The sequence below is a fragment of the Marinobacter koreensis genome (assembly GCF_023156285.1).
Classification (GTDB): domain Bacteria; phylum Pseudomonadota; class Gammaproteobacteria; order Pseudomonadales; family Oleiphilaceae; genus Marinobacter; species Marinobacter koreensis.
Window position 1 is genome coordinate 413739 of record NZ_JAKZAJ010000004.1, and the last position, 23913, is coordinate 437651.

Annotated in this window: 23 protein-coding genes and 1 pseudogene; 14 read left to right on the plus strand and 10 right to left on the minus strand. The window is 56.1% G+C overall.

The window, feature by feature from the left end:
• Nucleotides 1-328: 328 nt before the first annotated feature.
• The 4 genes from MLD04_RS13225 (at nt 329) to MLD04_RS13240 (ending at nt 3859) form a co-directional block, all read left to right on the plus strand.
• Complete coding sequence (locus tag MLD04_RS13225; protein WP_248159141.1) at nt 329-1129, plus strand: alpha/beta fold hydrolase; 801 nt, start codon at nt 329-331, stop codon at nt 1127-1129.
• A gap of 107 nt (nt 1130-1236) precedes the next feature.
• The gene (locus MLD04_RS13230) at nt 1237-2325 is read left to right on the plus strand and encodes an SMP-30/gluconolactonase/LRE family protein (RefSeq protein ID WP_248159148.1); all 1089 of its coding nucleotides are present in this window, start codon (nt 1237-1239) and stop codon (nt 2323-2325) included.
• Entirely contained in the window at nt 2322-2795 is a 474-nt protein-coding gene (locus MLD04_RS13235; protein WP_248159149.1) for an acyl-CoA thioesterase, read from the plus strand. The genes MLD04_RS13230 and MLD04_RS13235 overlap by 4 nt, the downstream gene beginning before the upstream one ends.
• An 80-nt stretch (nt 2796-2875) precedes the next feature.
• Nucleotides 2876-3859: an NADP-dependent oxidoreductase gene (locus tag MLD04_RS13240; protein WP_248159150.1), complete on the plus strand. Its 984-nt coding sequence runs from the start codon at nt 2876-2878 to the stop codon at nt 3857-3859.
• Between the two features lie 12 nt (nt 3860-3871).
• Here the strand turns inward: MLD04_RS13240 and MLD04_RS13245 are convergent, their stop codons facing one another.
• The 3 genes from MLD04_RS13245 to MLD04_RS13255 form a co-directional block, all read right to left on the minus strand.
• Nucleotides 3872-5749, minus strand: coding sequence for a cation:proton antiporter (locus MLD04_RS13245; protein WP_248159154.1), 1878 nt, complete (start codon nt 5747-5749; stop codon nt 3872-3874).
• A 20-nt stretch (nt 5750-5769) separates the two neighbouring features.
• Nucleotides 5770-6561, minus strand: a complete 792-nt coding sequence (tcdA, locus tag MLD04_RS13250) for a tRNA cyclic N6-threonylcarbamoyladenosine(37) synthase TcdA (protein WP_248159156.1) — start codon at nt 6559-6561, stop codon at nt 5770-5772.
• A gap of 278 nt (nt 6562-6839) precedes the next feature.
• Nucleotides 6840-8615: an acyl-CoA dehydrogenase C-terminal domain-containing protein gene (locus tag MLD04_RS13255; protein ID WP_248159157.1), complete on the minus strand. Its 1776-nt coding sequence runs from the start codon at nt 8613-8615 to the stop codon at nt 6840-6842.
• 210 nt (nt 8616-8825) lie between these two features.
• Between MLD04_RS13255 and MLD04_RS13260 the strand changes: the two genes are divergently transcribed.
• On the plus strand, nt 8826-9551 hold the full coding sequence (locus MLD04_RS13260; RefSeq protein WP_248159158.1) for an SDR family oxidoreductase: 726 nt from the start codon (nt 8826-8828) through the stop codon (nt 9549-9551).
• A gap of 59 nt (nt 9552-9610) precedes the next feature.
• On the opposite strand, the gene MLD04_RS13265 is transcribed toward MLD04_RS13260, so the two are convergent.
• Nucleotides 9611-10249, minus strand: coding sequence for a ChrR family anti-sigma-E factor (locus MLD04_RS13265; protein WP_248159163.1), 639 nt, complete (start codon nt 10247-10249; stop codon nt 9611-9613).
• On the minus strand, nt 10246-10845 hold the full coding sequence (locus MLD04_RS13270; RefSeq protein WP_008940568.1) for a sigma-70 family RNA polymerase sigma factor: 600 nt from the start codon (nt 10843-10845) through the stop codon (nt 10246-10248). Before MLD04_RS13270 ends, MLD04_RS13265 begins: the two co-directional genes overlap by 4 nt.
• 248 nt (nt 10846-11093) lie before the next feature.
• Between MLD04_RS13270 and MLD04_RS13275 the strand changes: the two genes are divergently transcribed.
• Entirely contained in the window at nt 11094-12131 is a 1038-nt protein-coding gene (locus MLD04_RS13275; protein WP_248159166.1) for an AraC family transcriptional regulator, read from the plus strand.
• A gap of 2 nt (nt 12132-12133) precedes the next feature.
• On the opposite strand, the gene speA is transcribed toward MLD04_RS13275, so the two are convergent.
• Nucleotides 12134-14044, minus strand: a complete 1911-nt coding sequence (gene speA, locus MLD04_RS13280; RefSeq protein ID WP_248159207.1) for a biosynthetic arginine decarboxylase — start codon at nt 14042-14044, stop codon at nt 12134-12136.
• 201 nt (nt 14045-14245) lie between these two features.
• Between speA and speE the strand changes: the two genes are divergently transcribed.
• Nucleotides 14246-15127: a polyamine aminopropyltransferase gene (speE, locus tag MLD04_RS13285; RefSeq protein WP_248159209.1), complete on the plus strand. Its 882-nt coding sequence runs from the start codon at nt 14246-14248 to the stop codon at nt 15125-15127.
• A 71-nt stretch (nt 15128-15198) separates the two neighbouring features.
• Here the strand turns inward: speE and MLD04_RS13290 are convergent, their stop codons facing one another.
• Nucleotides 15199-16470, minus strand: a complete 1272-nt coding sequence (locus MLD04_RS13290) for an ammonium transporter (RefSeq protein ID WP_248159211.1) — start codon at nt 16468-16470, stop codon at nt 15199-15201.
• 70 nt (nt 16471-16540) lie between these two features.
• The gene (glnK, locus tag MLD04_RS13295) at nt 16541-16879 is read right to left on the minus strand and encodes a P-II family nitrogen regulator (RefSeq protein ID WP_008940573.1); all 339 of its coding nucleotides are present in this window, start codon (nt 16877-16879) and stop codon (nt 16541-16543) included.
• A 378-nt stretch (nt 16880-17257) separates the two neighbouring features.
• On the opposite strand from glnK, the gene MLD04_RS13300 reads away from it, so the two are divergent.
• The 6 genes and pseudogenes from MLD04_RS13300 to MLD04_RS13320 all read left to right on the plus strand — a co-directional run bounded on the left by MLD04_RS13300 (nt 17258) and on the right by MLD04_RS13320 (nt 22031).
• Nucleotides 17258-17512, plus strand: a complete 255-nt coding sequence (locus tag MLD04_RS13300) for an accessory factor UbiK family protein (RefSeq protein WP_008940574.1) — start codon at nt 17258-17260, stop codon at nt 17510-17512.
• Between the two features lie 52 nt (nt 17513-17564).
• Nucleotides 17565-17669 (plus strand): annotated as a pseudogene (locus MLD04_RS17780) (ATP-binding protein); the annotation flags it as partial.
• Nucleotides 17670-17858: 189 nt separating this feature from the next.
• Nucleotides 17859-18197, plus strand: a complete 339-nt coding sequence (locus tag MLD04_RS17785) for a thermonuclease family protein (protein ID WP_379883716.1) — start codon at nt 17859-17861, stop codon at nt 18195-18197.
• A 139-nt stretch (nt 18198-18336) separates the two neighbouring features.
• Nucleotides 18337-19299 (plus strand): XamI family restriction endonuclease, encoded by a 963-nt coding sequence (locus MLD04_RS13310; protein ID WP_248159220.1) that lies wholly within the window; start codon nt 18337-18339, stop codon nt 19297-19299.
• Nucleotides 19300-19301: 2 nt separating this feature from the next.
• Complete coding sequence (locus tag MLD04_RS13315; RefSeq protein WP_248159226.1) at nt 19302-20864, plus strand: Eco57I restriction-modification methylase domain-containing protein; 1563 nt, start codon at nt 19302-19304, stop codon at nt 20862-20864.
• Between the two features lie 9 nt (nt 20865-20873).
• Nucleotides 20874-22031: a DUF4268 domain-containing protein gene (locus MLD04_RS13320; RefSeq protein ID WP_248159230.1), complete on the plus strand. Its 1158-nt coding sequence runs from the start codon at nt 20874-20876 to the stop codon at nt 22029-22031.
• Between the two features lie 222 nt (nt 22032-22253).
• Here MLD04_RS13320 and MLD04_RS13325 read toward each other — a convergent pair whose 3' ends face one another.
• Nucleotides 22254-22724 (minus strand): JAB domain-containing protein, encoded by a 471-nt coding sequence (locus MLD04_RS13325; RefSeq protein WP_248159233.1) that lies wholly within the window; start codon nt 22722-22724, stop codon nt 22254-22256.
• Between the two features lie 168 nt (nt 22725-22892).
• Entirely contained in the window at nt 22893-23438 is a 546-nt protein-coding gene (locus tag MLD04_RS13330; RefSeq protein WP_248159236.1) for a recombinase family protein, read from the minus strand.
• 173 nt (nt 23439-23611) lie between these two features.
• Here MLD04_RS13330 and MLD04_RS13335 point away from each other — a divergent pair, with 173 nt between their 5' ends.
• Nucleotides 23612-23821 (plus strand): type II toxin-antitoxin system HicB family antitoxin, encoded by a 210-nt coding sequence (locus tag MLD04_RS13335; protein WP_216007715.1) that lies wholly within the window; start codon nt 23612-23614, stop codon nt 23819-23821.
• Nucleotides 23822-23913 lie beyond the last annotated feature (92 nt).

Here is a 23913-nt window from a genome sequence, read left to right on the forward strand (position 1 = left end):
TGGGACAGCTTGTCAACGTTCAGTATCAGATACAACGATAGCATCTGAACACAGGATTGGAGCAATGAGTGTGACTCTGGAGGTGTTGTATGGAAGCGCAGATTTTTGTGCCGCACGATCGGCAGGAACGTGAGAACGTGATTGCCCTCGCAGAATACCTGAACAGCATTTTCTATTGCTGATCGGGCAGGCGTAACGCCTATGACCCTGGGCCGGGAATTTTCCCGGCTTTTTTGTGCCTGCCGGATGGCCGCCCCTTGCTCGACAGGCTGGCGGTGTTAATGTATCGGCTCTGATTTCGACCGTTCAATCCGGAGACCGATTGTCCATGACTGTTGAGCTGAATCATAGAATTAGCGGCGAAGGCGCCCCCCTCATTCTGTTGCACGGGCTGTTTGGCTCGCTGGAGAACCTCGGTGGCATTTCCCGCCGCCTGCAGGATGGGTGGCAAATCCACGCACTCGATCAGCGAAACCACGGCAACTCTCCTCACACCGACACCATGGACTATCCGTCGATGGCACAGGATGTTATCGCCTACATGGACGCCAGGGGCCTTGAAAAGGCCAGTCTTCTCGGACACTCCATGGGTGGTAAGGTGGCCATGCAGGTGGCCCTGATGGCGCCGGAGCGGGTGGACCGGTTGATCGTTGCCGACATTGCCCCGGTGTCTTACAAGCCCCGTCACGATGCCATTCTCGAAGGTTTGTCGAAATTGGATCTCAGTGCCGTGAAGTCGCGCCAGGACGCCGATCAGCAATTGTCGGAATTTGTCGAGATGCCGGCCACGCGTCAGTTTCTGCTGAAGAACCTGGAACGGGTGCCACAGGAGGAACAGGCACCGGATGGGCCGGTGTTCCGGTGGCGGCTGAATCTGCCGGTGATTGACGCCTGTTACGACAATCTGGCCAGGGCGCCTGAGGGCGATGGACCATTCAACGGTCCTGTGTTGTTTCTCAAGGGCGCCGAGTCGGCCTACATCCAGGAGAAGCACCGGGACACGATCATGCGCCTCTTTCCGGCCGCAGAGCTCCGGATCATCCAGGACACCGGCCACTGGCTGCACGCCGAAAAAGCCGATACCTTCGCGGCCTTGTGTCGTCGATTCCTGGAGAGCGGGAACGCCTGATAGGCCGTTCAGGTCGGGCCGTTTCCATGTGGGCACTGGCCTCTGGTAAGGTTATTACATTGTCAGTGAGAGGGTGTTGAGCGGATGACGACAGGCGAGCGCGTGCGATGAAGTGGTTGCTGATCGGGCTGTTGGCAGCATTCCTGCTGCTCGGCAGCTTTTTGCTGACACCGTCGCCCATCGACAGCAAAGCCTGGGAACCTCCGTCTGCGCCCCCGCTGACCGGCGTGCTTGCACCGAATGAACGCCTCCGGCTTGCGGATCTTCTGGCCCGCGGGAGGGTCTATGGTCCCGAGGACACGACGGTGGGGCCGGATGGCGTATTGTACACCGGAACCCAGGATGGCTTCGTGGTGCGGGTCTTTCCGGACGGACGGGTTGAAAAGTGGGTCGATACCGGTGGCCGCCCTCTCGGAATGGTATTCGATGGCCAGGGCAACCTGATCGTCGCTGACGCCTGGAAGGGGTTGCTGTCGATTGCACCGGACAAGAACATCACCGTCTTGGCCACGGAGGAAGGCGGAACGCCATTCCGGTTTACCGACGATGTGGATATCGCACCGGACGGTAGCATTTACTTCACGGACGCCAGTTCAAAGTTCCATCAGCCCGATTATCGCCTCGATCTCCTGGAAATGCGGCCGAACGGACGTTTTCTGCGCTATTCCCCTCGCACGGGCAAGGCCGAGCTGTTGCTGGGCAACCTGCATTTTCCCAACGGCGTTGCGGTCTCTCCCGACGGCGATTTCGTTTTGATCAACGAAACCTGGAAATACCGCATTCTCCGGTACTGGCTTCGCGGGCCCCGTGCCGGTCGGGCGGAAGTGTTTGCGGATAACCTGCCCGGTTTCCCGGATAACCTGGCCGTCGATCGGGATGGGCGATTCTGGGTGGCCTTCCCGACCCTGCGCAATGCTCAGGTGGATGCGCTGCATCCGAACCCCTGGCTGAAGGATCTGGTGGCCAAGTTGCCGGACAGCCTGAAACCGAAGCCCCAGGAGTATGGCCTGGTGGTTGCGTTCGATCGCAATGGCAAGATGTTGACCAGCCTGCAGGACACCCGGGGTACGCACCTCAAGGAGATCACCTCGGTGAATCCTCATGATGGGGTTCTATACTTTGGTTCACTTCACAATGACCGTATCGGGCGGCTACCTTTGAAGGCCATACCCGGCCTCGGAGACCAGCACGAATGAACGTCGATCATGACATACAGTGGGACCTCCCCGACCCCTTCACCCTCGAGATTGTCGTGCGTGAGGAGGATACGGACCGGCTCGGGCACGCCAATAACGTGGTCTACGTCCGGTGGCTTGAGGACATCAGCTGGGCCCACATTGAAAGCCTGGGGATGACCTGGTCATTGCACGAGTCCACAGGCAAGGCCATGGCCATCACCCGAACCGAAATAGACTATCTTGCCTCGGCCAACGCCGGCGACCATCTGGTTCTGGGCACCTGGCTGACCGGCTTTGACGGTCGGTTCCGGTCTTCCCGTCAGTTCCAGTTGGTGCGTCCATCCGACGGAAAGACCCTGGTGCGGGCGGTTTCCACCCATGCCTGCGTCGACATGAAAAGCCAGCGCCCGGCCCGGGCCCCGCGCGAATTTGCCGAGATACTGTCGTCGGCCTCGGTCCCGGGTGGCAAGGGGCTGGCGACAGACTGACCGACGGTCCGCCGGTATTTCTGCTAGTCTGAAAACGTTTGTGTCTTTGCCCTTCTGCTTCAGCACAATTGGAGAATTCGATGGAAAACACCAGTGACAACGCGACTGCCGCTTCCATGCGCCATGTGGTTTATGAGCAGTTCGGCGAGCCGGATGTGCTGCAGGTAGTAAGCAGTCCGGTTCCGGAGCCGGGCGACGGACAGGTGTTGATTCGCGTGCACGGCGCCGGTCTGAATCCGATCGACTGGAAAACCCGGAAGGGACTGGGCTTTGCGGCACGGCAGATCGAAGGGTCGCTGCCCTGGACGCCCGGTTACGATGTGGCGGGTGAAGTCGTCGAGGTCGGATCCGGCGTGACGACCTTTGTCCCCGGAGACCGTGTCATGGGAATGGTGGGTTTTCCCGTTGACGGAGGTGGTTACTCGGAATTCGCCCTGGCGTCTGCGGACGAGCTGGCGATCGTGCCGGAAGAACTGGATCTGGTGCAGGCTGGTGGCGTGCCGCTGGCGGCATTGACGGCCTGGCAGGGTCTGTTCGAGATGGGCAACCTGGAGTCGGGGCAGAAAATCCTCATTCACGCCGGTGCCGGCGGTGTCGGGCACTTCGCCGTACAGTTTGCCCTGGAGCGGGGCGCGCACGTAATTGCCACCGCCTCGGCGAGGAACCGGGATTTCCTGGCGGAATTGGGCGTCCATGAGGTGATCGACTATCACGAGACCGATTTTGTCGACGAGTGTTACGGGCTCGATATGGTACTGGACCTGATGGGTGGCGAGATTGGCAAGCGCTCCCTGCATACCCTCGGTGAACAGGGTGTATTGGTGACCATTCCCACGGTTACCGCCGATGACATCATCAGCGAAGCGGAGCGTATGGGGCTCAGGGCCCATGGAATGACGGTTCGTCCGGACGTCTTCCACCTCGAAGAAATCGCCGAACTGATCGAGGACGGGGACGTTCGCGTCCACGTCGATCAGCAATTTGCCCTGGACGATGTCCGGTCCGCCCACGAGACGCTCGAGGGCGGGCACGTGCGCGGCAAGCTGGTCCTGGACTGCCGCTGAGGGCTCTCGCTCTCAGCGCTTGCCAGCCTTCGGTTCCCCGCCGGTTTCCCCGTCTGCGCCCGCTCGTTCGCCCGGATCCTTTTCCTTCCGTTCTTTCGGTGCCTGGGGCGGCACCAGGCTGATCAGCAGCCAGTCGTCGTCCGGTTTGAGTTCTTCCATTCGCTTGACCGGGAAAATCCGTTCCTTGCTGTCGAACACGAAAAGGACCAGTGCCTGGCGCTGGTATTTCTCCAGAAAGTCCTCGTACCGGAAGGTTTCGCTCAACTGGGTAGTCTTGACCGAGTACCCCTGGCTCACCAGGCTGGCGAGTTTGGCGTAGCTGACCCCGTCAAACAGTCCCCGGGTGAGCTGGATCTTCTCGGCGGTCTGGTGACGCGCCTTCTGATCCTGGTCGCCCTCCGCCAGACTGAACACGCAGTTGGTTCCGAACCAGTCCAGGAAATGGTAGGTCGCCAGGGAGTTCATATGTTTGTAGGGCGAGACCACCAGCAGGTTGCCAATACCTGTCAGATCAAGATGCGTGGCCGCATGCTCGGACACCGGATTGCCAAAGTAGACATGCAGGTTTTCCATCCGGGCCTGGCGCACGTTCTCCCAGTTGGTGTCGGCCAGCACAACCGGAACCTCGTGTTTCTTCAGGGCTGTCGCGATCATGCGGGCCACCTGGTTGGCGCCCAGGATCAGGAAACCGTAGTCGGCGGGTTCCGCCACCTTGAGCAGTTGGGCGACCGGCCGGGCCGTGAGGCTTTGCAGGGTGACGGTGGCGATGATCAGTATGAAAACCAGTGGCACGAGTGCCCCGGCGCTCTCATAGCCGAGCTTTTGTAACTGGAAGGAGAACAGCGCCGACACCGCCGCCGCCACGATACCCCGGGGGGCAATCCAGCTCAGGAACAGTTTTTCCCTGACATTCAGCCCGGTTCCGATGGCGGACAGGAAGATGCTCAGCGGGCGCGCTACCAGCAGCAGGGCGCCGATCACGATCACCAGGCCCCATCCCAGATCCGCGATGGCGGAGAATTCCACCCGGGCGGCCAGGATGATGAACAGCGCCGAGATCAGAAGGACACTGAGCGATTCCTTGAATTCCAGGATGCTCTCGATGGGCACCTGCTTCATGTTGGCCATCCACAGGCCCATGATGGTGACCGTGAGCAGGCCCGATTCATGGGCAATCTCATTGGACAGGGCATAGACGCCGAGCATGAAGGTAAGCGTGCCGGCATTGTGGAGATACTGGGGAATCCAGTGTTTGCGAAGCACCAGACCGTTCAGGTAACCGGCTACCGCACCGATCAGAAAGCCCACCACCAGTGTCTTTCCGAAAATGTACAGGGAATGTCCGAACACGTTGCCCTGTCCCCAGGAAACGATCCCTTCAAATACCAGAACGGCGAGCAGGGCGCCCACCGGATCAATGATGATGCCTTCCCAGCGTAGAATGTTGGCCAGTTTGGAGGTGGGACGAACGGAGCGGAGCAATGGCGCCACAACCGTTGGGCCGGTGACAATCGAGATGGCCCCGAACAGCAATGCTACCGGCCATGAGACGGTCAGGATCCATTTGGCGGCGATGGTGCCAATGGCGCAGGTGACCAGAGATCCCACGGGGACTAGGTTCCGGACCATTTTGCCGTGGCCCCGGATTTCCTCATAACGGAGCGTCAGGCTCCCCTCGAACAGAATGATGGCAACTGCCAGGGAAATGACCGGGAACAGGAGGTCGCCGAAGACGGCCTCCGGCACCAGAAACCCGAACATGGGGCCGGCGGCAATGCCCCCTGCCAGCAGGAACAGAATGGCGGGCATGCGAACGCGCCAGGCAAGCCACTGACAGAAGAGTGAGAGAACCCCGATGCTGGCGAGGAGCATGACGGTGCTTATGGGCATAGGCATTCAGATCCCTTGAATCATGAAGTAGCGCGCTTGGCGATGCGACTGAGCAACCGGGAGGCCGCAACGAACCCAAAACTGGCGGTGACAGGGCTGGCGGCACCAAAACCGGATGCGCAGTCGAGGCGGACGGGGCCGTCACCGGACGGCTTCTGGAGACAGACTTCGCCGTCACCGGCCGGATACGTCAGCTGCTCCAGTGAGTATACGGCTTCAACGCCAAATCGCCGTTTCGGGTTGCGCGAGAATCCGTATTCACGGCGCAGAAGATTGCGAATCTTGGCCAGCAGGGGGTCCTGTGTCGTCTTGCTGAGATCGGCCACCCGGATCTGGGTCGGATCCATTTGCCCTCCTGCGCCCCCGGCACAGATCACGGGCAGCTTCCGGCGCTGGCAATGAGCAATCAGTGCCGCTTTGGCCTTGACGCTGTCAATGGCATCCACCACGCCGGTCATGTCCTCGGTCAGCAGATCTGTGACGTTTTTGGTTGTCAGGAAGCCGAAGTGTGCCCGGATGTCCGCGTGAGGATTGATGGCTTTCAGTCGCTCGGCCATGGCGTCGGTCTTGGTTCGGCCATACTGGCCTTCGAGGGCATGGAGCTGGCGATTGGTGTTGGACACACAGATATCGTCCATATCGATCAGGGTCAGCGTCCCGATACCGCTGCGAGCCAGTGCTTCCGCCGCCCAGGATCCGACACCTCCAAGGCCGACAATGGCAATGTGCGACTGCCGGAAAGCCTCCAGGGCCCGCCGGCCGTAAAGGCGTTCTATTCCTCCGAAACGAAAACTGTAATCGTCGGCGTTCATTCGGCCTCCGTTGAAATCCGGCGCGTGCCGGAGCGAATCAAGGGGTGCATTGTAACTCAGGCGCCGGGGGGGAGATGAAAAGCAGGCCCATAAAAAAAGCCACGCAAACGCGTGGCTTCAAAGAAAGGCCCGGATCGACGGGGAACCGGGCTGGACTAGTTCAGAGACACTAATCAACGTGTCCATTATCGTGCCTCGGTCCCGATTCCAGAAGGTCACAAGTTGCCAACTGTCGGTCATTTCCGGCCACGCTCGTCGGACCTTTCTATTGCAGACGTTTACGCAGCCCAATGATCGTCCGAGAAGGCCATCATGCTGCCTTTTCCGCTCTGGATATCGGTGAGCAGCCAATGGATCTCCGGCAGCAGCTTTTCAAAGTAGAACTGCGCAGATACCTGCTTTGCCTCAAGCAGCGGCGCGTTATCCTCGCCGCTTTTCAGCTTTTCGCCGGCGACGCCTGCCATGCGGGACCAGAGGTATCCGATAACAGTCAGCGCCATCAACCGCAGGTAGGGGGTGGCGGCTGCGCCGGCCTGCTCCGGATCCCGAGGGGCATTGGTTGCCAGCCAGGTGGTCGCCTGTTCCAGGCTCTTGATGGCAGACTTGAGCTCTTCGCGGAACGGCGCCTCGGGCTGATCTTTCAGGTAGCCGGTGAGAACCCCGAATAGCGTACGCACCAGTTGTCCGCCTTTGAGGGCGAGTTTTCGGCCCACCAGATCCATTGCCTGGATCCCGTTGGTGCCCTCGTAGATCCGGGCAATCCGACCATCCCGTACCAGTTGCTCGAGAGGCCAGTCCTGGGTGAAACCGGATCCCCCCAATACCTGCAGTCCCCAGTTGGCATTGTTATACCCTTCGTCTGTCAGGAAAGCCTTGACCACCGGAGTCAGCAGTTGGACCAGATTGTCGGCGGAGTCGCGGATTTCCTCGTCCGGATGGGCAACGGAAAGATCAAGCTGATGGCCAGTGAACAGGGCCAGTGCCCGCATGCCTTCGTTCATGACTTTCTGACGCATCAGCATCCGGCGAACGTCCGGGTGAACCAGGATCGGATCGGCCGGCCCTTGTGGGTTTTTCGGTCCGCTCAGGGAACGGCTCTGCAGACGTTCGCGGGCAAACCCGAGACTTTCCTGGTAGGCCATTTCTGCCAGACCGAGGCCTTGCATGCCGACCATCAGCCGAGCTTCGTTCATCATGGTGAACATGGCCCGCATCCCGTCGTTGGCTTCGCCCACCAGCCAGCCCCGGGCGCCTTCGAAATTCATGACGCAGGTGGCCGAGCCCTTGATGCCCATCTTGTGTTCGAGGCCGCCACAGAACGCGGCGTTCCGCTCACCGGAATCCGGCAGGAATTTCGGCACCACGAAAAGGGAGATGCCTTTGGTGGTGTCGGGTGCCCCGGGCAATTTGGCCAGCACCAGATGCACGATGTTGTCGACCAGGTCGTGTTCGCCCCCGGTGATCCAGATCTTGGTGCCCTCGATGTTGTAGCTGCCATCATCGTTGGGGGTTGCCCGGGTACGGATCATGCCAAGGTCGGTGCCACACTGGGGTTCGGTCAGGCACATGGTGCCGGTCCATTCACCGGAAATCAGTTTTTCAAGGTAGGTCTGTTTCAGCGTCTCGGAGCCATGGGCGTGCAGGGCACTGATCGCGCCATGGGTAAGGCCCGGGTACATGCCCAGTGACAGATTGGTGGAGCACACCATTTCGTCCACCACAAATTTCAGGGTGTGAGGCAGGCCCTGCCCACCGAACTCCAGGGGCGCATCCAGCGCTGTCCAGCCGCCTTCGACAAAGGTGCGATAGGCCTCCTTGAAAGGTTCCGGAGTGGTCACACTCCGTGTCTCCGGGTCGTACTGGCAACCTTCACGGTCTCCGACCTGGTTGGTTGGCTGAATCACATCCGCAGCCAGCTTCCCGGCCTCATCAATCACCGCACTGATCAGGTCGGGTGTGGCATCGGCGTACTTTTCAAGTTGGTGCAGTTTATCCGCGCCCAGTACATCAAACAGTAGAAAACGAAGGTCATTCGCAGGTGCCTGGTAACGCATGAATACTCTCCTCTCGTTATCAACAGTCAGTCCGGTGTTTCCATCGGAGCCAGGACCGCTCCGGGTCGAACCGTTGATTCATACGCGTGTTTGAATTGTTTGGCTCTCCTGAAAACCGGATAAATTGATAGAAAATCCGGATCGCCGCGTAAATCCTGTCCAATGGGCCCCGAAGCCGGGGCGAACAGGGTTTGATGCCGGGAGGGAGTGATGACACAGGTGTTGATCGCAGGCGCGAACGGAGCGATCGGATCCGCGCTGGCCAGCCGGGTGCTTGGACATCATGCGGATGCGCGTGTCATTGGCCTGTGTCGGACTCCGGAGGCGTTCGGGTCCGGCGATCGCTGTGAATCGGTCGCCTGGAATGCCGAGACCGACTTCCATGACGACATCGCCGCCCGTGTGGACGACGTGGTTGGTGATTCGGGGCTTGATACGGTCATTTATGCCGCGGGTCTTCTGCACGACCCTTCGCTGTTTCCGGAAAAGCGGCTGGAGGACCTGAATGCTGATGCCATGGTCCGGGCATTCACGGTTAACTGTGTTGGTTTTGGCACCTTGATGAAGGCCCTGATGCCGCATCTCAGGCACAGGCGTTTCAAGCGGATCGTTGCCCTGTCTGCGAAGGTCGGGTCAATTGAGGACAACGGGTTTGGCGGTTGGTACGCATACCGATGCTCAAAGGCAGCTGTCAATATGCTGGTGCGGAACCTTTCGGTGGAGCTGCCACGACGGTGCAAGCCGGTCAGCTGTATCGCCCTGCACCCGGGCACCACGCGGTCACCTCTGAGCGAGCCCTTCCAGCAGTCCCTGTCCCGGCTTCGAGTGCACTCTCCGGACGAGACTGCGGGCAATCTGTGGCGGGTTATCGATGGCCTGAAGGAAGAAGATAACGGGTCTTTCTATAGTTGGGATGGAAGCCGTTTGCCCTGGTAAATCGGGCCCGGCCCGTTCCCCGTTGGCGGGGCGCCGGACCGGACATCGGCTTTCCTGAATTATCGGAGGAACGGATTCAGGAGACGGGTGAAGGTTCCGGTCAGTTTGACCGGTGCACTGAGGACCGACAGTGTGATGCAATCTTCACAGCCCACGGCAACCGGCTTGTGTTCATCCTGGTCGGTCAGGACCACAAAGTCCCACTGGTTGAACACGCCCTTCTGGTCGGCGAAGGCGCCCTGCAACACGATGGTTGTTTCTTCACCCCGATGGGTGTGCGCAGGGGCTTTTCCGCCTGCTGCCAGTTTCTGCAAGACGACCTGTTCTTTCTGGTCCGGGAACTTTTCAGAGATGTCCAGCACGCTGACATCGCCAAGTTGCCGTTTCCAGGGCAGGCTGTTGAGGTCCTCGCCCAACAGCTTCTCGAGAACGCCCACCTTCGGCAGCGACGGTTTGACGGGCTCAAGCTCCGGCTCGGCGCTGATGCGTGCCAGGATATCGTCAAACATGCTTTCGGACACGCTCACCTTGGGCTGTTCTTCCATCATGACAGCCCCGAGGCTGTCCAGTGTGTCAACACGACTCCTGCAATGCGGACACTTGTCCAGATGGAGCCGGATGCACAGAGCATGTGGCTCACTCAGGTTGCCTGCGCTGTATTCCATCAGGCTCAGGCTGTCGGGATGGTGCCGTGTCATACGTTCTGGTCCTGCAAAATCACTTTCAGTTTGTTCAAGGCCAGGCGAACCCGGCTTTTCACCGTGCCAAGCGGAATATCGAGTTCGTCGGCGACCATCTGGTGCGACTTGTTCTCCATATAGACCTTGGCAATCACGGTGATCTGTTCTTCCGGCAGGTGCTTCAGGGAATCCCGGATCCGGCGCTCTGACATCAGACGGTGCAGGGAGGTGACCGGTTCATTCTCATTCTCGCCCGGTATCTGCCAGAGGTCTTCGGTTTCCACTTGCATCTCTGCACTGGTTCGCTGCATCTTGCGGAGCATGTCTATCCGCTGGTTCCGGGCAATCGTGAAAATCCAGGTCGAGGCAGCCGCCTTCCGCCAATCGTACAGGCACGAACGCCGCCAGATTGACACGAACACTTCCTGGACCAGCTCTTCCGCGTGGCTGGCGAGACCGTTGGCCATGGCGTAGTACTTAATCTGTGGGCCAAAGTGCTCGAAGAGCGCGTGGTAAGCCTCGCGATCCTGATGTTTGCCCACTTTGTCCAGCAGCTGGCTCCAGGGGTCCTTGCGACCCTCCGCCTTGGCTGGCTTCTGTTCCAGTGTGGTCACTGGACGCTCCTTGACAGTCGCATGAGTTGAGCTGTTTCTGATCATCATTCTATGCACTCGCCACCGGTTTGTCAGTCTGTTGATTTACGGGGGGGGTGGATGGCTGGATCATTGGCGCCGAAAATTTTCTTCCGGACCGGGGCTTGGCAAGAGCGCCGGAGGTGGCGCGTCGAGACGGTGATTGTGTGGCGACACCGCCCGGGATAATCTTAACGCTCGAGAAAGTCTCTTTGTCCCGAGCGTCCCCTATGAACGCACCCGGCATCACCGGTAACCTGCCTATTATCCGTGCCCACTATGCGGATATCCTGTGCCAGCTGGCCGAGGAGCTGGGGGTGGAGCGACGGCGATTGCTGGCCGATTCCGGCATTCGTCCGGCCTTGCTGGGACACCCGGACAACTTCATTACGCTGGACCAGTTCACCAATCTCTGCCGGGCGGCGGTGGCCCGAACCGGCGATGCCGCATTGGGACTGGCATTCGGCCTGCGACTGAAATTCACCACCCATGGCTCACTGGCGCAGGCTGCTATCAGCTGCGATACGCTGGCCGAGGCGCTGCAGGTACTGATCAAGTATTTCCGCACCCGTTTTGTGTATATGGAACTGACCTTCATCGAAGAGGGCAACGAGGCGGTGCTGCAGTTGGATCCGGGGCACGACGTCGAGGACCTGTACCGGTTCAACGTCGACGTGGTGATGGCTTCGCTCATGGATGTCAATCAACTGCTGTTCGGCGACAGGTTGATCTCGACCGGGTGGTGCAAGGTGAATTACGCGCCGCCGTCTGATCTGGAGCCGTACCGGCGACTGTTCGGCGATCAGATCGAATTTTCGGCAGGTGCCAACCAGTTGCGCTTCGATCGTCGGCTCCTGTCGCTGCCCATGTCGCTCTCCAATCCGGTCACCCGGCGTTTTGCCGAGGCCCAGTGCGAAGAGGAGATGCGTTCCATTGAGGCTGCAACCACCATGGCAGCGCGGGTCACCCGTATTCTCGAGTCGGTTCGGGATAGCCGTTTGCCCGGGCTCGAGACCGTGGCCGAACAGCTGTCGCTGTCGACCAGGACGCTTCGTCGCCAGCTTGCGTCAGAGGGCGTCCGTTTTCAGGATCTGCAGGACGAGCTCAGGCATCGTCGTGCCCTGGAGTTGCTTCGTCGTCGGGAGCTGACGATCGATGAGGTCGCGGATGCTGTCGGCTACAGCGACCCCTCGAATTTCGGACGGGCCTTCCGGAAATGGGAAGGGATGTCTCCCAGCACCTGGCGAAACCATCGGTTCGACCAGTGACGTCACTCCTCCAGGTAGGTATAGCCCTCCAGGCCAGCCGCGAGTTCTTCCAGCAATCGGTTCTGCTCGGTCTTATCCAGTTCGCTGGATGAGAATTTGCGGCGATAGGCAGCAAGCAGTTGTTCCGGCTCGAAGTTCACATAACGCAGCACCTTGGCGACGGTATCTCCGGTAATGGGGGCGCTGATGCCGTAGCCGCCTTTCCCGTCCAGGCGTACGTCCACCGAATGCGTGTCTCCGAACAGGTTGTGCATGTCGCCGAGGATTTCCTGGTAGGCGCCGGTCATGAAAAAGCCCATGACCAGGGGCCCGTCAGCGGTTTCCTCGGGCAGGGGCAGGGTGGTCTCGATGCCCTGTCCATCCACATACTGATCGATACGGCCGTCAGAGTCGCAGGTGATGTCCTGGATCACGGCACGCCGGTTCAGCGGGCGGTCCAGACCGCTGATCGGCATCACCGGAAAGATCTGGTCAATGCCCCAGACATCCGGCAATGACTGGAACAGCGAAAAGTTCACGAACAGTTTGTCGGCGAGTTTCTCATTGAGTTCGTCAATGATTTCCCGATGGGCACGGTTGGCACTGTCGAGCCGGCCTCTCAGCAGGCGACAACAGCGCGCGTAGAGCGTCTCCGCCTGGGCCCGCTCCGGCAATGACAGGACGCCGTGGGCAAACTGACCGTGGACGTCTGCCATGGCGTGCAGGACATCGTGATAGATTTCCGCCAGCGACCGCGGCGAATCCTCGTCTTCGAGACTCTCCAGATCCCGCCAGAGATCGTGCAACGGTGCCGCATCGCCTTCCGATGGTCTGGTTGGCTCCCGGTTTTCCGGTCGTTCCCGGTCAATGACATCGGTGACAAGGACCGAATGGTGCGCGGTCAGAGCCCGACCGGATTCGCTGATGAGATCGGGGTGGGGGATGCCCAGCCGGTCGCACTCGGCCTGCAGGACGTGTACCACGTTGTACGCGTACTCGGAGACGCTGTAGTTCATCGAACAGCTGCTCCGGGAGCGGGTGCCTTCGTAATCCACGCCGAGGCCGCCACCGATATCGACGGTGCCGACCGGGGCGCCAAGGCGATGCAGTTCAGCGTAGAATCGCGCGCATTCCTTGAGCCCGGTCTGGATGTCACGAATATTGGCAATCTGCGAGCCGAGGTGAAAGTGCAGCAGTTGCAGGGCGTCGAGCGCGTTCGCCGCCCGGAGGGTTTCCACCACATCCAGTACCTGGCTGGCCGACAGACCGAACTTCGACTTCTCGCCGCCGGTGTTCTGCCAGTTGCCTTTGCCGATGGTGGCCAGCCTTGCCCGGACACCGATCAGGGGGGCAACGCCCAGTTCCCGGGCCTGATCCAGAATGAGCGGCAGCTCCGATTGCTTCTCCACCACGATGTAGACCCGGTGTCCCAGCTTCTGGCCGATCAGCGCCAGCCGGATGTATTCCCGATCCTTGTAACCGTTACAGACGATGACAGACCCGCTCTGGCGGGCCATGGCCAGTACCGCCATGAGTTCCGGTTTGCTGCCGGCTTCAAGACCCACCTGGCCCTCAGAGCCAGCGGGCTCTGTTGCCAGGAGTTCTTCGACCACCCGGCGCTGCTGATTCACCTTGATCGGATAGACCGCCGTGTACCGGCCCCGGTAACCCTGCTCATCCGCCACCCGGTTAAAGGCGTTACATAACCGGTTGACCCGGTCATGGAGGATGTCGGTGAACCGGATCAGGACCGGGAGCTGGATGCCAGAGCCGGTCAGCGTGCGGGTGAGTTCCGGCAGGTTGATGGCGGAGCTCGACTGGCTGCGATCCGGTCGGATCAATACGTCGCCCTGTCCATCGACATCAATGTAGCCATCGCTCCAGTGAGCAATGTTGTAAACCTTGTGAGCGGGTGTGCCGCTGGCTTTGCTCATACTTGCTATCCTGTCAGGGAACCGGGTCGGCGCGGGCGCCGGAATCTGGGCGTCATTGTAGGAGGAACCTCGATGCTCCGAAAGCCGGGACTGTGGAAAATACCTGCGCATTCGCCGGCATAAACGCTTGGGTTGTCGCAAAGTCTGACTCTACAATACGCCGCTTTGACGCGGTCCACGATGCACAACGGGAGACATTAGATGACGGCACTGAACGAAGGGTGGTTTACCGAGGTATTCCAGGACCAGGGCACGGCGTTTTCGCTGCAGGTGAAAAAGAAGCTGCACGAGGAACAGACACCGTTCCAGAAACTGGAAATCTACGAAACGGAAACGTTCGGCAATCTGATGGTTCTCGACGGCTGCGTCATGCTCACCACGAGGGACAACTTTCTCTACCACGAGATGATGACGCATCCGGCGCTGTTTACCCACCGGGATCCGAAGAAGGTGGTGATCGTCGGAGGCGGTGACTGTGGCACCCTCAAGGAAGTCCTCAAACATCCGGGCGTGGAGGAGGCCTGGCAGGTCGAAATCGATGAGCGGGTAACCCGAATGTCGGAGAAGTACTTTCCGGAGCTGTGTGCAGCCAACGACGATCCCCGGGCCAATTTCTTCTTCGGCGATGGCATCCAGTGGATCCGGGACATTGAACCGGGCAGTGTCGACCTGATCATTATCGACAGCACCGATCCGGTCGGGCCGGCGGAGGGCCTGTTTGCCCTGGATTTCTATCGCGATGCCATGCTGGCGTTGCGTGAAGGAGGCATCATTGTGCAACAGAGTGAGTCACCGCTGTTGCATACGGGCACCATCATCAAGTCCATCCATGAGGATATGCGCAAGGCGGGTTTCGGTCATGTCCAGACGTTGCCGTTTCCTCAGCCTGTGTATCCGACAGGCTGGTGGAGTTGCACGATGGCCAGCAAAGACAACCCGTTGCGGTACTTCCGGGAAGAGGACGCCACCAACCGTCCTTTCGTCACCCGCTACTACAACCCCGGCGTACATCAGGGGGCGCTGGCAATGCCCCAGTTCATGGTGGACGAACTTGACGATTACGTGGTCCCCGGAGAGGGCTGACGACAGATCCGGCAATAAAAAGAGGGGTGCCCGCAGGCACCCCTCTTTCGTTTCTACCGGGTAGTCAGGGTTTACTGCTTGCCGCTGACAAACTCCGGATAGGCTTCCATACCACACTCGGACAGGTCCACACCTTCGTACTCTTCTTCTTCGGTCACTCGCAGACCCATAACCGCTTTGAGGATACCCCAGACGATCAGGCTGGCCACGAAGACCCAGACGAAGATGGTGATGGCGCCGATGATCTGGCCGGAGAAGCTGACGTCGCCGTTGGTGACCGGCACCAGCAGAAGACCCAGCAGGCCACACACGCCGTGCACGGAGATCGCACCGACCGGATCGTCGATCCGCATCTTGTCCATGGCCACGATGCTCAGGACAACCAGCACGCCGCCCAGGGCACCGAAGATGGTGGCCGTCAGCGCGCTCGGTGTGGACGGTTCAGCGGTGATCACCACCAGGCCGGCCAGGGCGCCGTTGAGGAGCATGGTCAGGTCGGCCTTGCCGAACATCAGGCGAGCCGTGATCAGGGCCGCAACCGCACCACCGGCAGCGGCGGTGTTGGTGTTCAGGAACACCATGGCTACCGAGTTGGCGCTGGCGATGTCACCCAGTTTCAGGACAGAACCGCCGTTGAAGCCGAACCAGCCCATCCACAGGATGAAAGTACCCAGGGTCGCGAGCGGCAGGTTGGCACCCGGGAAGGCGCGGATTTCGCCGTTCGGGCCATACTTGCCTTTACGGGCACCCAGCAGGAGGACACCGGCAAGTGCTGCCGCGGCACCGGCCATGTGAACGATGCCGGAACCGGCAAAGTCACTGAAGCCAAGGTCACCGAGGGTGTACATGCCGAAGACGGATGCACCGCCCCAGGTCCAGGCACCTTCCATCGGATAGATGAAGCCGGTCATGGCAACCGCGAAGATCAGGAATGCCCAGAGCTTCATACGCTCGGCGACGGCACCGGACACGATCGACATGGCGGTTGCCACGAACACAACCTGGAAGAAGAAGTCGGACGCACCGGAGTAGATGGAGCCGCCTTCGAAACCACCGTCACGGCCGGCAAAATCGCCGAGGACACTGGCTACATCAATGTCGGCAATGCCCGCGAGGAACACGTTGCCGCCGTACATGATGGCATAACCGCACACCAGGTACATGATGCAGGAGATCGCGAAAAGCGCGACGTTCTTGGTCAGGATCTCAGTGGTGTTCTTGGCACGTACCAGGCCGGATTCCAGCATGGCAAAGCCAGCCGCCATCCACATGACTAATGCGCCACACACCAGGAAATAAAAGGTGTCTATAGCATACTGCAGTTGAAATACGTTGCTTTCCATTTGAAGCCCTCCGCACGAGGCTTTTCAGGTTATAAGTTTTGCGTTGGCTGATTCGAAAGTCAGGTCTGAATCAGACCGCTTCCTCACCGGTTTCGCCAGTCCGGATCCGGATGGCCTGTTCCAGTTCGGTCACGAAAATCTTGCCGTCACCGATCTTGCCGGTGTTGGCCGCTTTGGTGATGGACTCGATGACCTGGTCGAGCAGGTTATCGCCGATGGCGATTTCCACTTTGACCTTCGGCAGGAAGTCCACGACGTATTCCGCGCCACGATAAAGTTCGGTATGTCCTTTTTGCCGACCGAAGCCTTTGACTTCAGTGACGGTAACGCCTTGCACGCCAATCTCGGATAGTGCCTCACGGACATCATCCAATTTGAAAGGCTTGATGATCGCTGTCACAAGTTTCATTGCTTTCTCCTTGGTAAAGCCGTCCCAACAGTGAGGGCCCGTCGGCCGATTGTTGAGTTCGGGATGCTGCCACCTCGCACACCAATTGTGCGGATTGCGTACGTAAGCTTTAGCATCGGTTATGCCAACGCAAAAAAAATAATATAAAACAGTATGTTATATTTTGGCCTCCCCAGTTTGGCGCAGAATGACGCACCAAAACGAGGCGGGTCGCCGGGCGGTGGCTCATAATGGAGCGATCCGGTTTTCCGGCTGGGACTATTATATAGCCGACCGGCCACAGTATGGCAGGCTCTCCGCTGTGATACACTCCCCGGAGACCGATTCGGCGGCGATAAGCCCCGGAATCCACAGGCTTTGAAACCAGTGAGGTAAAACGTGAAAGGTCCTCAGGATATCCTTGCCCAGTTGCAGGGCCAGTTTGGCCAGTTTGTCCCCGACATGGCCCGTGCCGCCCGTGAAGACATTGAAACCCAGGCCCGTGCAACCGTCATGGCGGTGCTGTCCCGCCTGGAGCTTGTGACCCGGGAGGAGTTTGAAACCCAGCAGGCGGTGCTGCTCAAGACCCGTGAGAAAGTGGACGCGCTGGAGAAACGCGTTGCCGAGCTGGAACAGAAGCTCGAGTCCCGCTGATTGACCAAACGGCAGACAGGATGTCTGCCGGACTGACCCATGGAAGGAAAACATGCTCGCTGTTGTTCACTCCCGCGCCAGTATTGGCGTGTCCGCGCCCGCCGTTACGGTGGAGGTGCATCTCTCTGGCGGCTTGCCCGCGCTGTCCATTGTTGGGAACAATAACCCTATATCACGTTTCTTCAATATTTTCAGTATGATAGTACCAATTTTCGGTTTTTATGGTCTTGGGCTTTTGCTTCTTCTTTGTGCCTTCTCCGCTAACGCATCATCAAGTTTTGGGGTTAGGGTTGATGAAGTAATTGATGGAGATACCGTCAAGGCAGTAAGCGACGCTGGAAGGCTAATGCGGATAAGGCTTGCTGGTATCGACTGCCCTGAGAGTGACCAGCCATGGGGAGCCAGTGCTACACAGGCTGCAAGCGTTTACATGGAGCGTAAGCATGGTGTGGTCGAAGAAATTGGACAAGACCGCTATGGGCGGTCAATCGGTAGGGTATTTGTAGACGGTGTAAACATGAATCGAGCACTAGTCAGCGATGGACACTGTTGGGCGTATACCCGCTATGTCAAAGACAAAGTGCTTTTTGAATTGCAGGATCAAGCGGAAGAAAGGCAATCCGGGTTATGGGGGTTAACTGACGCTGAGCCTGTGCCGCCGTGGGAATGGCGCAGAACACGATAGTCTTGTTCTCTGTTCGCTTCGAACTGCTATGGATTTCCGATACAGTTACGCCTGACGAATACCGCAAGGAATGTTGGTTTGATCTCCATAGCGGGGACGCTGGCGGTGACAAATGAAAATTAGTTTGGGGAGAGATTACGTGGCAGTAAACCGCGACAAGGTGGACTCGTGGAAGGCTGACGTTGCCAAGTCAGTTGATTTTTACAACGAATGGTTCATGACTTTTGCACCCAAAGCGTTTCGAGATACCCGTATCGAAACTACCGCCCAAGTTGAGCAAGCCCTTCAATGGACTGAAAATCTGACAAATATTCGTCCAGAGACGCTTAGACGGCATCCTGACGTACTTCCTATGTTGCGGATGACAACTTGCCCACCTATTGCCCGTGATCGGCTGGTTGGTTTGGCGGGGGTGTCTCCGAATCTAGTAAAAAGCATGGAAGTTGACATGCGAGTGCCGCCAAGAATGCCGTTGCCTGAGCTGAATAAACAGCTTGATATGGTTGGCGACATAATTGAAAAGATGGCTGATCCCGATATTTTTGTTTGGAAGAACCGGGGTGACAAGGGTACAGAAGAAGAAATTCACAGGGCTTCAACCATCGTTGCTGATCGGCTTTGTGGGGCGGTAGCCGATCCAATAATACGGAATGCTCAAGAGCAGAGACAACTAGCTGCTATGAAAGCGTGGCTTGAAGCGCGCGGATATAGGGAGCTCAAGACCGGCGAAGCTCAAGATTGGCTTTCAATGCCGAACGGTACATTTTCTTTCCGCCTTAATGTGCCAATCAAGCAGGGCGCAGAGGATAAAAAAGTTAATATTCCGGTTGATGCAGTAATCAAGAGAAAAAATGCTAAAGATGGCGAGTTTCCCGCTTTATTTGAGGCGAAATCAGCGGGCGATTTTACGAATACAAATAAAAGACGGAAGGAAGAAGCAGTCAAAATTCAACAATTGCGTCATACGTATGGCGAGAAAATAACTTTTGATTTATTTTTATGTGGTTATTTTGATTCCGGTTACCTTGGTTATGAAGCGGCTGAAGGGATTGACTGGGTTTGGGAACACCGTATTGATGATCTCGCAAAGTTTGGATTTTGATTATGACGTTTAAAAAAATTGAAAGTCAAAGACAATTGCTTCAGGCTGAGCTTGACCAGAAGAAAACGCAGCAAGAGCGTAACGCTAAAGGGCAATTCTCGACACCGTTTGCTCTTGCGAAAGATGTTCTAAATCATGCAAGCACTCTGTTCCCAAAGAACCGAAAGGTTCGGTTCTTGGACCCTGCAATTGGTACTGGTGCTTTCTATAGTGCATTAAATGTAGCTTTCCCTGAAAAGCAAATTCAAACAGCTTTAGGTTTTGAAATTGACGAACACTATGGAAATCCATCTCTAAAGCTGTGGGGTTCGACTGGAATTGAGTATCGAATTGCGGACTTCACGAAGCAGACTCCGCCGAGTGAAGATGAGAAATTCAACTTAGTTATTTGCAATCCTCCATATGTGCGTCACCATCACATAAAAGGGGAGAAAGAACAGCTTCAATCGCAAGCCGTTAAGGCAGCAAATATGAAGCTTTCTGGGTTTGCAGGGCTCTACTGTTACTTTATGGCTCTTGCCCATCCTTGGATGAAAGAAAATGCAATTTCTGGATGGTTGATTCCCAGTGAGTTTATGAACGTCAATTATGGGCAGGGTGTCAAAGACTATCTTTTAAATGAGGTCACGCTTCTTCAGATTCACCGATTTGATCCTAATGATGTTCAGTTTGAAGATGCGTTGGTTTCTTCTGCCGTAGTCTGGTTTAAGAATAAAAAACCATCGAAATCTCATAAGGTAAAGTTTACTTTTGGCGGTTCTATTGATCAGCCGGTCGTTCAAAAGGATGTTAGTCTCGATACCTTGAGTAAAGAAAGTAAATGGACGCGTTTTCCATTACTCGAAGAACGAGAAGTTACAAATTTACCGAAGCTCGAAGATTTTTTTACTATAAAGCGTGGTATCGCAACGGGCGATAACAAGTTCTTTGTGCTTGACAAGGGTAAAATAAAAAGTCTAGGTCTTCCACTCGATCAGTTTAGACCAATTTTGCCTAGTCCTAGGTATCTGAAGGTTGATGTGGTGGAAGCAGATAACAACGGTTATCCCGACATTGATAAGCAGCTTTTTGTTCTTGACTGTAAGCTACCAATGGATCAGATAAAGACCCTTTACCCTGAACTTTATGATTACTTAGAGAAAGGGGTTGAAAGCGGGGTTTCGGAAAGGTTTCTGTGTCGGACGAGAAAGGTATGGTACTCACAGGAAAATAGACCTGAGAGTAAGTTTTATTGTACATATATCGGGAGAACTGATGTTAAAGGTAAAAAGCCTTTCCGATTTGTTCTCAATAAATCGAAAGCGATTGTCGCTAATTCATATTTAATTTTGTATCCGAAGCCACACCTTCAAAGTGAGCTTGATAAGCGTCCTGAGTTGAATGAACTTATCCTTCAGTCTTTAAACAAAATTACTAGTAGTGCGATGCTTGATGAAGGGCGCGTTTATGGTGGTGGAATGCATAAGCTTGAGCCCAAAGAATTATCAAAGGTTTTAGCTACTGAAATTGAGGCAATTTTTGAAGGTAGACTTTCTGAATTGCAGTCGGATTTTTTTGCAGCGTAAAGGACGAGTATGTACCGGATAGACGCGTCATCCAACAGCATTCAGCGACTGGAGCAAAGAACCTTTTCTTCGCTGGGTTTTCGTGAACGGGACCACCTTCAAGAATGGATCGCCAAACAGCCAGACGTTCTTGGAGAAGAACTGTTAATCATCCAAAAAGAATTTTCTGGATTTGATGACACGCACGAACGTCTTGATCTTCTTGCGCTGGATAAGCAGGGCGCTTTAGTGGTCATTGAAAACAAGCTGGATGACTCTGGTCGTGATGTGACATGGCAGGCGCTCAAGTACGCGTCGTATTGCTCTGGACTATCTAAATCCAACATCGTGAGAATCTTTCAAAAGTATCTGGATGTAGCTGAACCCGGAGTGAACGCTGAAGATCGAATCTGTGAATTTCTTGAGAATCAGGATTTTACAGAAGTTACCCTGAACAAAGGGGTAACCCAACGAATCATGTTAATCGCTGCGAATTTTCGCAAAGAAGTTACCAGCACAGTGCTGTGGTTGATGAACTTCAAATTAAGGCTGCAATGCTTTCGCGCCACGCCATACGCCATGGGGGAAGAACTTTTCCTCAATGTCGAGCAGATCATTCCCACTCAAGACACAGAAGAATACATGATCGGGATGGCGGAAAAGGCGCAAGACGATATTGAAGATCAGGTGGAGCAGAAGCACCGACATGTGATTCGTCGTGAGTTCTGGGGCAGGTTGATTGATGCGATGAATGCGTCACCATCCAACCTCTATCAGAGCATTAGCCCCGGTGTTTATAGTTGGATCGGTGCTGGGTCCGGGGTGGGCGGAATCAGCTTCAACTTCGTTGCAACCAAGCAGTATGGAAGGGCTGAACTGTATATTGACCGTGGCAACAAAACCGAAAATGAACTGGTTTTCGAAGCCTTAGCAGCGCGCAAAAACGAAATCCAGACAGCATTTGGCGGGGAACTTGAGTGGGAGCGCCTAGACGAAAAGCGGGCTTGTCGCATCAAGGCTGAAACCGTCGGAAATGTGTATGACCGAGAGCAGTGGGACGAAATGATTAACTTTATGGTAGACGCAATGTGCCGTTTGGAAGCGTCCTTGAAAAGTCCGGTGCGTGAAGTATGGGAGCAGGTGAAAGCCCGGTCACCAATTAACCCCGAAGCCATGAACTCGCTTTGATTCGCGGCTCAGTTTGGGTGGTCATTTCCCGGCTGTAGTTCTGAGTCTGACAGCAAGGTAGGAACATCCACCCCCAGCTCAACAGCGATAGCCTCAACGACCCCCAAGGTCACATTCCGCCCGCGACGTTCAATCAAGCTGATGAACGTCGCGTGTATCCCCACAGGACATTCATGATGCGTAAAGGCTGAACGGTATCATGCGTACCGGGGCAAATCTGTGTCACATCAACCCCAGTTCAGCAAATGAGCTGATGTTACGTCCCACAACCAGATGATCCAGCACTCTGACATCAACGAGTAGCAATGCGTCCTTGAGGCGTTTGGTAAGGCGTTTGTCTGACTCGGATGGATTGGTAACCCCAGACGGGTGGTTGTGGGCAAAAATCACAGCGGCTGCGTTGTGGAGCAATGCAGCTTTGACCACCTCACGTGGATATACCGCTGCACCATCAATCGTTCCGGTGAACATTTCATCGTAAGCAATGACACCGTGTCGAGAATCCAGAAACAGCACAGCAAAAACTTCATGTTCCCGTTCACACAGCTTCATTCGTAAAAAGTTGCGGGTGTCGTTTGGGCTTTTTATGTAGTCAGTAGGCTTTTGAATCCGGGACTCAAGGATTTCGATTGCGTTCTGGATGATCGCGTTGTCGTGGACATTGGTTTGATGAATGGCGGCGTTGCTCAGCATAGGCATCCCTCATAGCGGATATAGGAGTGTTTGCCAGTGAGGCGGGATCACCGCCTTTCATGCTTTGGATGCGAGATGATGCAACCAAGCAAAGTAACCATTTAAACCCGCGACTCTTTGAATCTCCTGAATCTGAAATAATTCTTGATTCTAGTTATTTGCATAGCATCATTCGTCCTTCAGCAACCGGTAAACGCTGGCTTTGCTGAGACAGTACTCCCACATCAAATCCTTGATCAAAACCCCGCTGGCGCGCTTGTCTCGCATTTCAACGATCTGGCTTGGGGACAGCTTGGGCTTCGCACCAAACTTGACTCCCCGTTCCTGCGCTTTGGCGATTCCATCCAGCTGGCGTTCCTTCCGAATCTCATTTTCGAATTCGGCAATCGCTCCAAGCATGTTGAACAGCAGTTTACCGGTGGGGGTGCTGGTATCGATGTTCTGATCGAGAACCACCAACTCAATCCCCTGTTCCTTCAGGTTCTCCGCAATCTGAGTCAGGTGATAGGTTGACCGGGCAAGACGGTCCAGCTTGGTGATGACCAAGGTATCCCCGTCACGCAGATAGTTCAGGCAGGCTTGCAGCTCCGGACGATTGGCGGTTGTCCCTGACCGTTTTTCTTCAAACACCTTGTCGCAGTGACTGAGCTTGGCGCGCTGCACTTCCAGAGATTGTCCAGTGGACGAAACACGGGCATATCCAACCATCGACATTCTTAAATCTCCTTAGACAATCCAATAAGATCATTATAAGACATTTTTTGAGACATAAGAAGCGAGAGTCTTAAAATGTTTACTTCTTGAGACTGGTCGAAATGACCAATAAGTTCGATGGAACCGGGAAAAGATAAATACTCCTGACATAAACAATATTGAAGGAGTACCCCATGACTACACCCAAGACCACCAAAAAGAACTTCTCGCTTCCCCATTACATCGTTGAGCAGCTGGACGATGTATCCCGGCAAACAGGTTTCAGTCAGTCGAATCTAGTGCTTCAGGCGTTGGGGGAGTACCTGCACCGGTATGAGCAGGATGACACTACAGAGAACTGGATGTATTTCCGGGGAAAGTGTTCTGGGGGTGCTACCGGATAATCGAAAAAAGCGATTAGTTTTGAGTTTGCAATCAAAAATAACAATCAATAAAAGGGCAAAAATTCCAGAAAGTGCGCCTACATATTTCTGGA

Excerpts from the sequence above, each read along its gene's own strand:
- MLD04_RS13275 (WP_248159166.1), top strand. The coding sequence starts at position 11,094 with ATGAACGCACCCGGCATCACCGGTAACCTGCCTATTATCCGTGCCCAC.
- MLD04_RS13330 (WP_248159236.1), bottom strand. The coding sequence starts at position 23,438 with ATGTCGATGGTTGGATATGCCCGTGTTTCGTCCACTGGACAATCTCTG.
- MLD04_RS13335 (WP_216007715.1), top strand. The coding sequence starts at position 23,612 with ATGACTACACCCAAGACCACCAAAAAGAACTTCTCGCTTCCCCATTAC.
- tcdA (WP_248159156.1), bottom strand. The coding sequence starts at position 6,561 with ATGAACGCCGACGATTACAGTTTTCGTTTCGGAGGAATAGAACGCCTT.
- speA (WP_248159207.1), bottom strand. The coding sequence starts at position 14,044 with ATGAGCAAAGCCAGCGGCACACCCGCTCACAAGGTTTACAACATTGCT.
- MLD04_RS13265 (WP_248159163.1), bottom strand. The coding sequence starts at position 10,249 with ATGACACGGCACCATCCCGACAGCCTGAGCCTGATGGAATACAGCGCA.
- MLD04_RS13290 (WP_248159211.1), bottom strand. The coding sequence starts at position 16,470 with ATGGAAAGCAACGTATTTCAACTGCAGTATGCTATAGACACCTTTTAT.
- glnK (WP_008940573.1), bottom strand. The coding sequence starts at position 16,879 with ATGAAACTTGTGACAGCGATCATCAAGCCTTTCAAATTGGATGATGTC.
- speE (WP_248159209.1), top strand. The coding sequence starts at position 14,246 with ATGACGGCACTGAACGAAGGGTGGTTTACCGAGGTATTCCAGGACCAG.
- MLD04_RS13240 (WP_248159150.1), top strand. The coding sequence starts at position 2,876 with ATGGAAAACACCAGTGACAACGCGACTGCCGCTTCCATGCGCCATGTG.
- MLD04_RS13235 (WP_248159149.1), top strand. The coding sequence starts at position 2,322 with ATGAACGTCGATCATGACATACAGTGGGACCTCCCCGACCCCTTCACC.
- MLD04_RS13315 (WP_248159226.1), top strand. The coding sequence starts at position 19,302 with ATGACGTTTAAAAAAATTGAAAGTCAAAGACAATTGCTTCAGGCTGAG.
- MLD04_RS13325 (WP_248159233.1), bottom strand. The coding sequence starts at position 22,724 with ATGCTGAGCAACGCCGCCATTCATCAAACCAATGTCCACGACAACGCG.
- MLD04_RS13320 (WP_248159230.1), top strand. The coding sequence starts at position 20,874 with ATGTACCGGATAGACGCGTCATCCAACAGCATTCAGCGACTGGAGCAA.
- MLD04_RS17785 (WP_379883716.1), top strand. The coding sequence starts at position 17,859 with ATGCGGATAAGGCTTGCTGGTATCGACTGCCCTGAGAGTGACCAGCCA.
- MLD04_RS13255 (WP_248159157.1), bottom strand. The coding sequence starts at position 8,615 with ATGCGTTACCAGGCACCTGCGAATGACCTTCGTTTTCTACTGTTTGAT.
- MLD04_RS13230 (WP_248159148.1), top strand. The coding sequence starts at position 1,237 with ATGAAGTGGTTGCTGATCGGGCTGTTGGCAGCATTCCTGCTGCTCGGC.
- MLD04_RS13225 (WP_248159141.1), top strand. The coding sequence starts at position 329 with ATGACTGTTGAGCTGAATCATAGAATTAGCGGCGAAGGCGCCCCCCTC.
- MLD04_RS13245 (WP_248159154.1), bottom strand. The coding sequence starts at position 5,749 with ATGCCCATAAGCACCGTCATGCTCCTCGCCAGCATCGGGGTTCTCTCA.
- MLD04_RS13260 (WP_248159158.1), top strand. The coding sequence starts at position 8,826 with ATGACACAGGTGTTGATCGCAGGCGCGAACGGAGCGATCGGATCCGCG.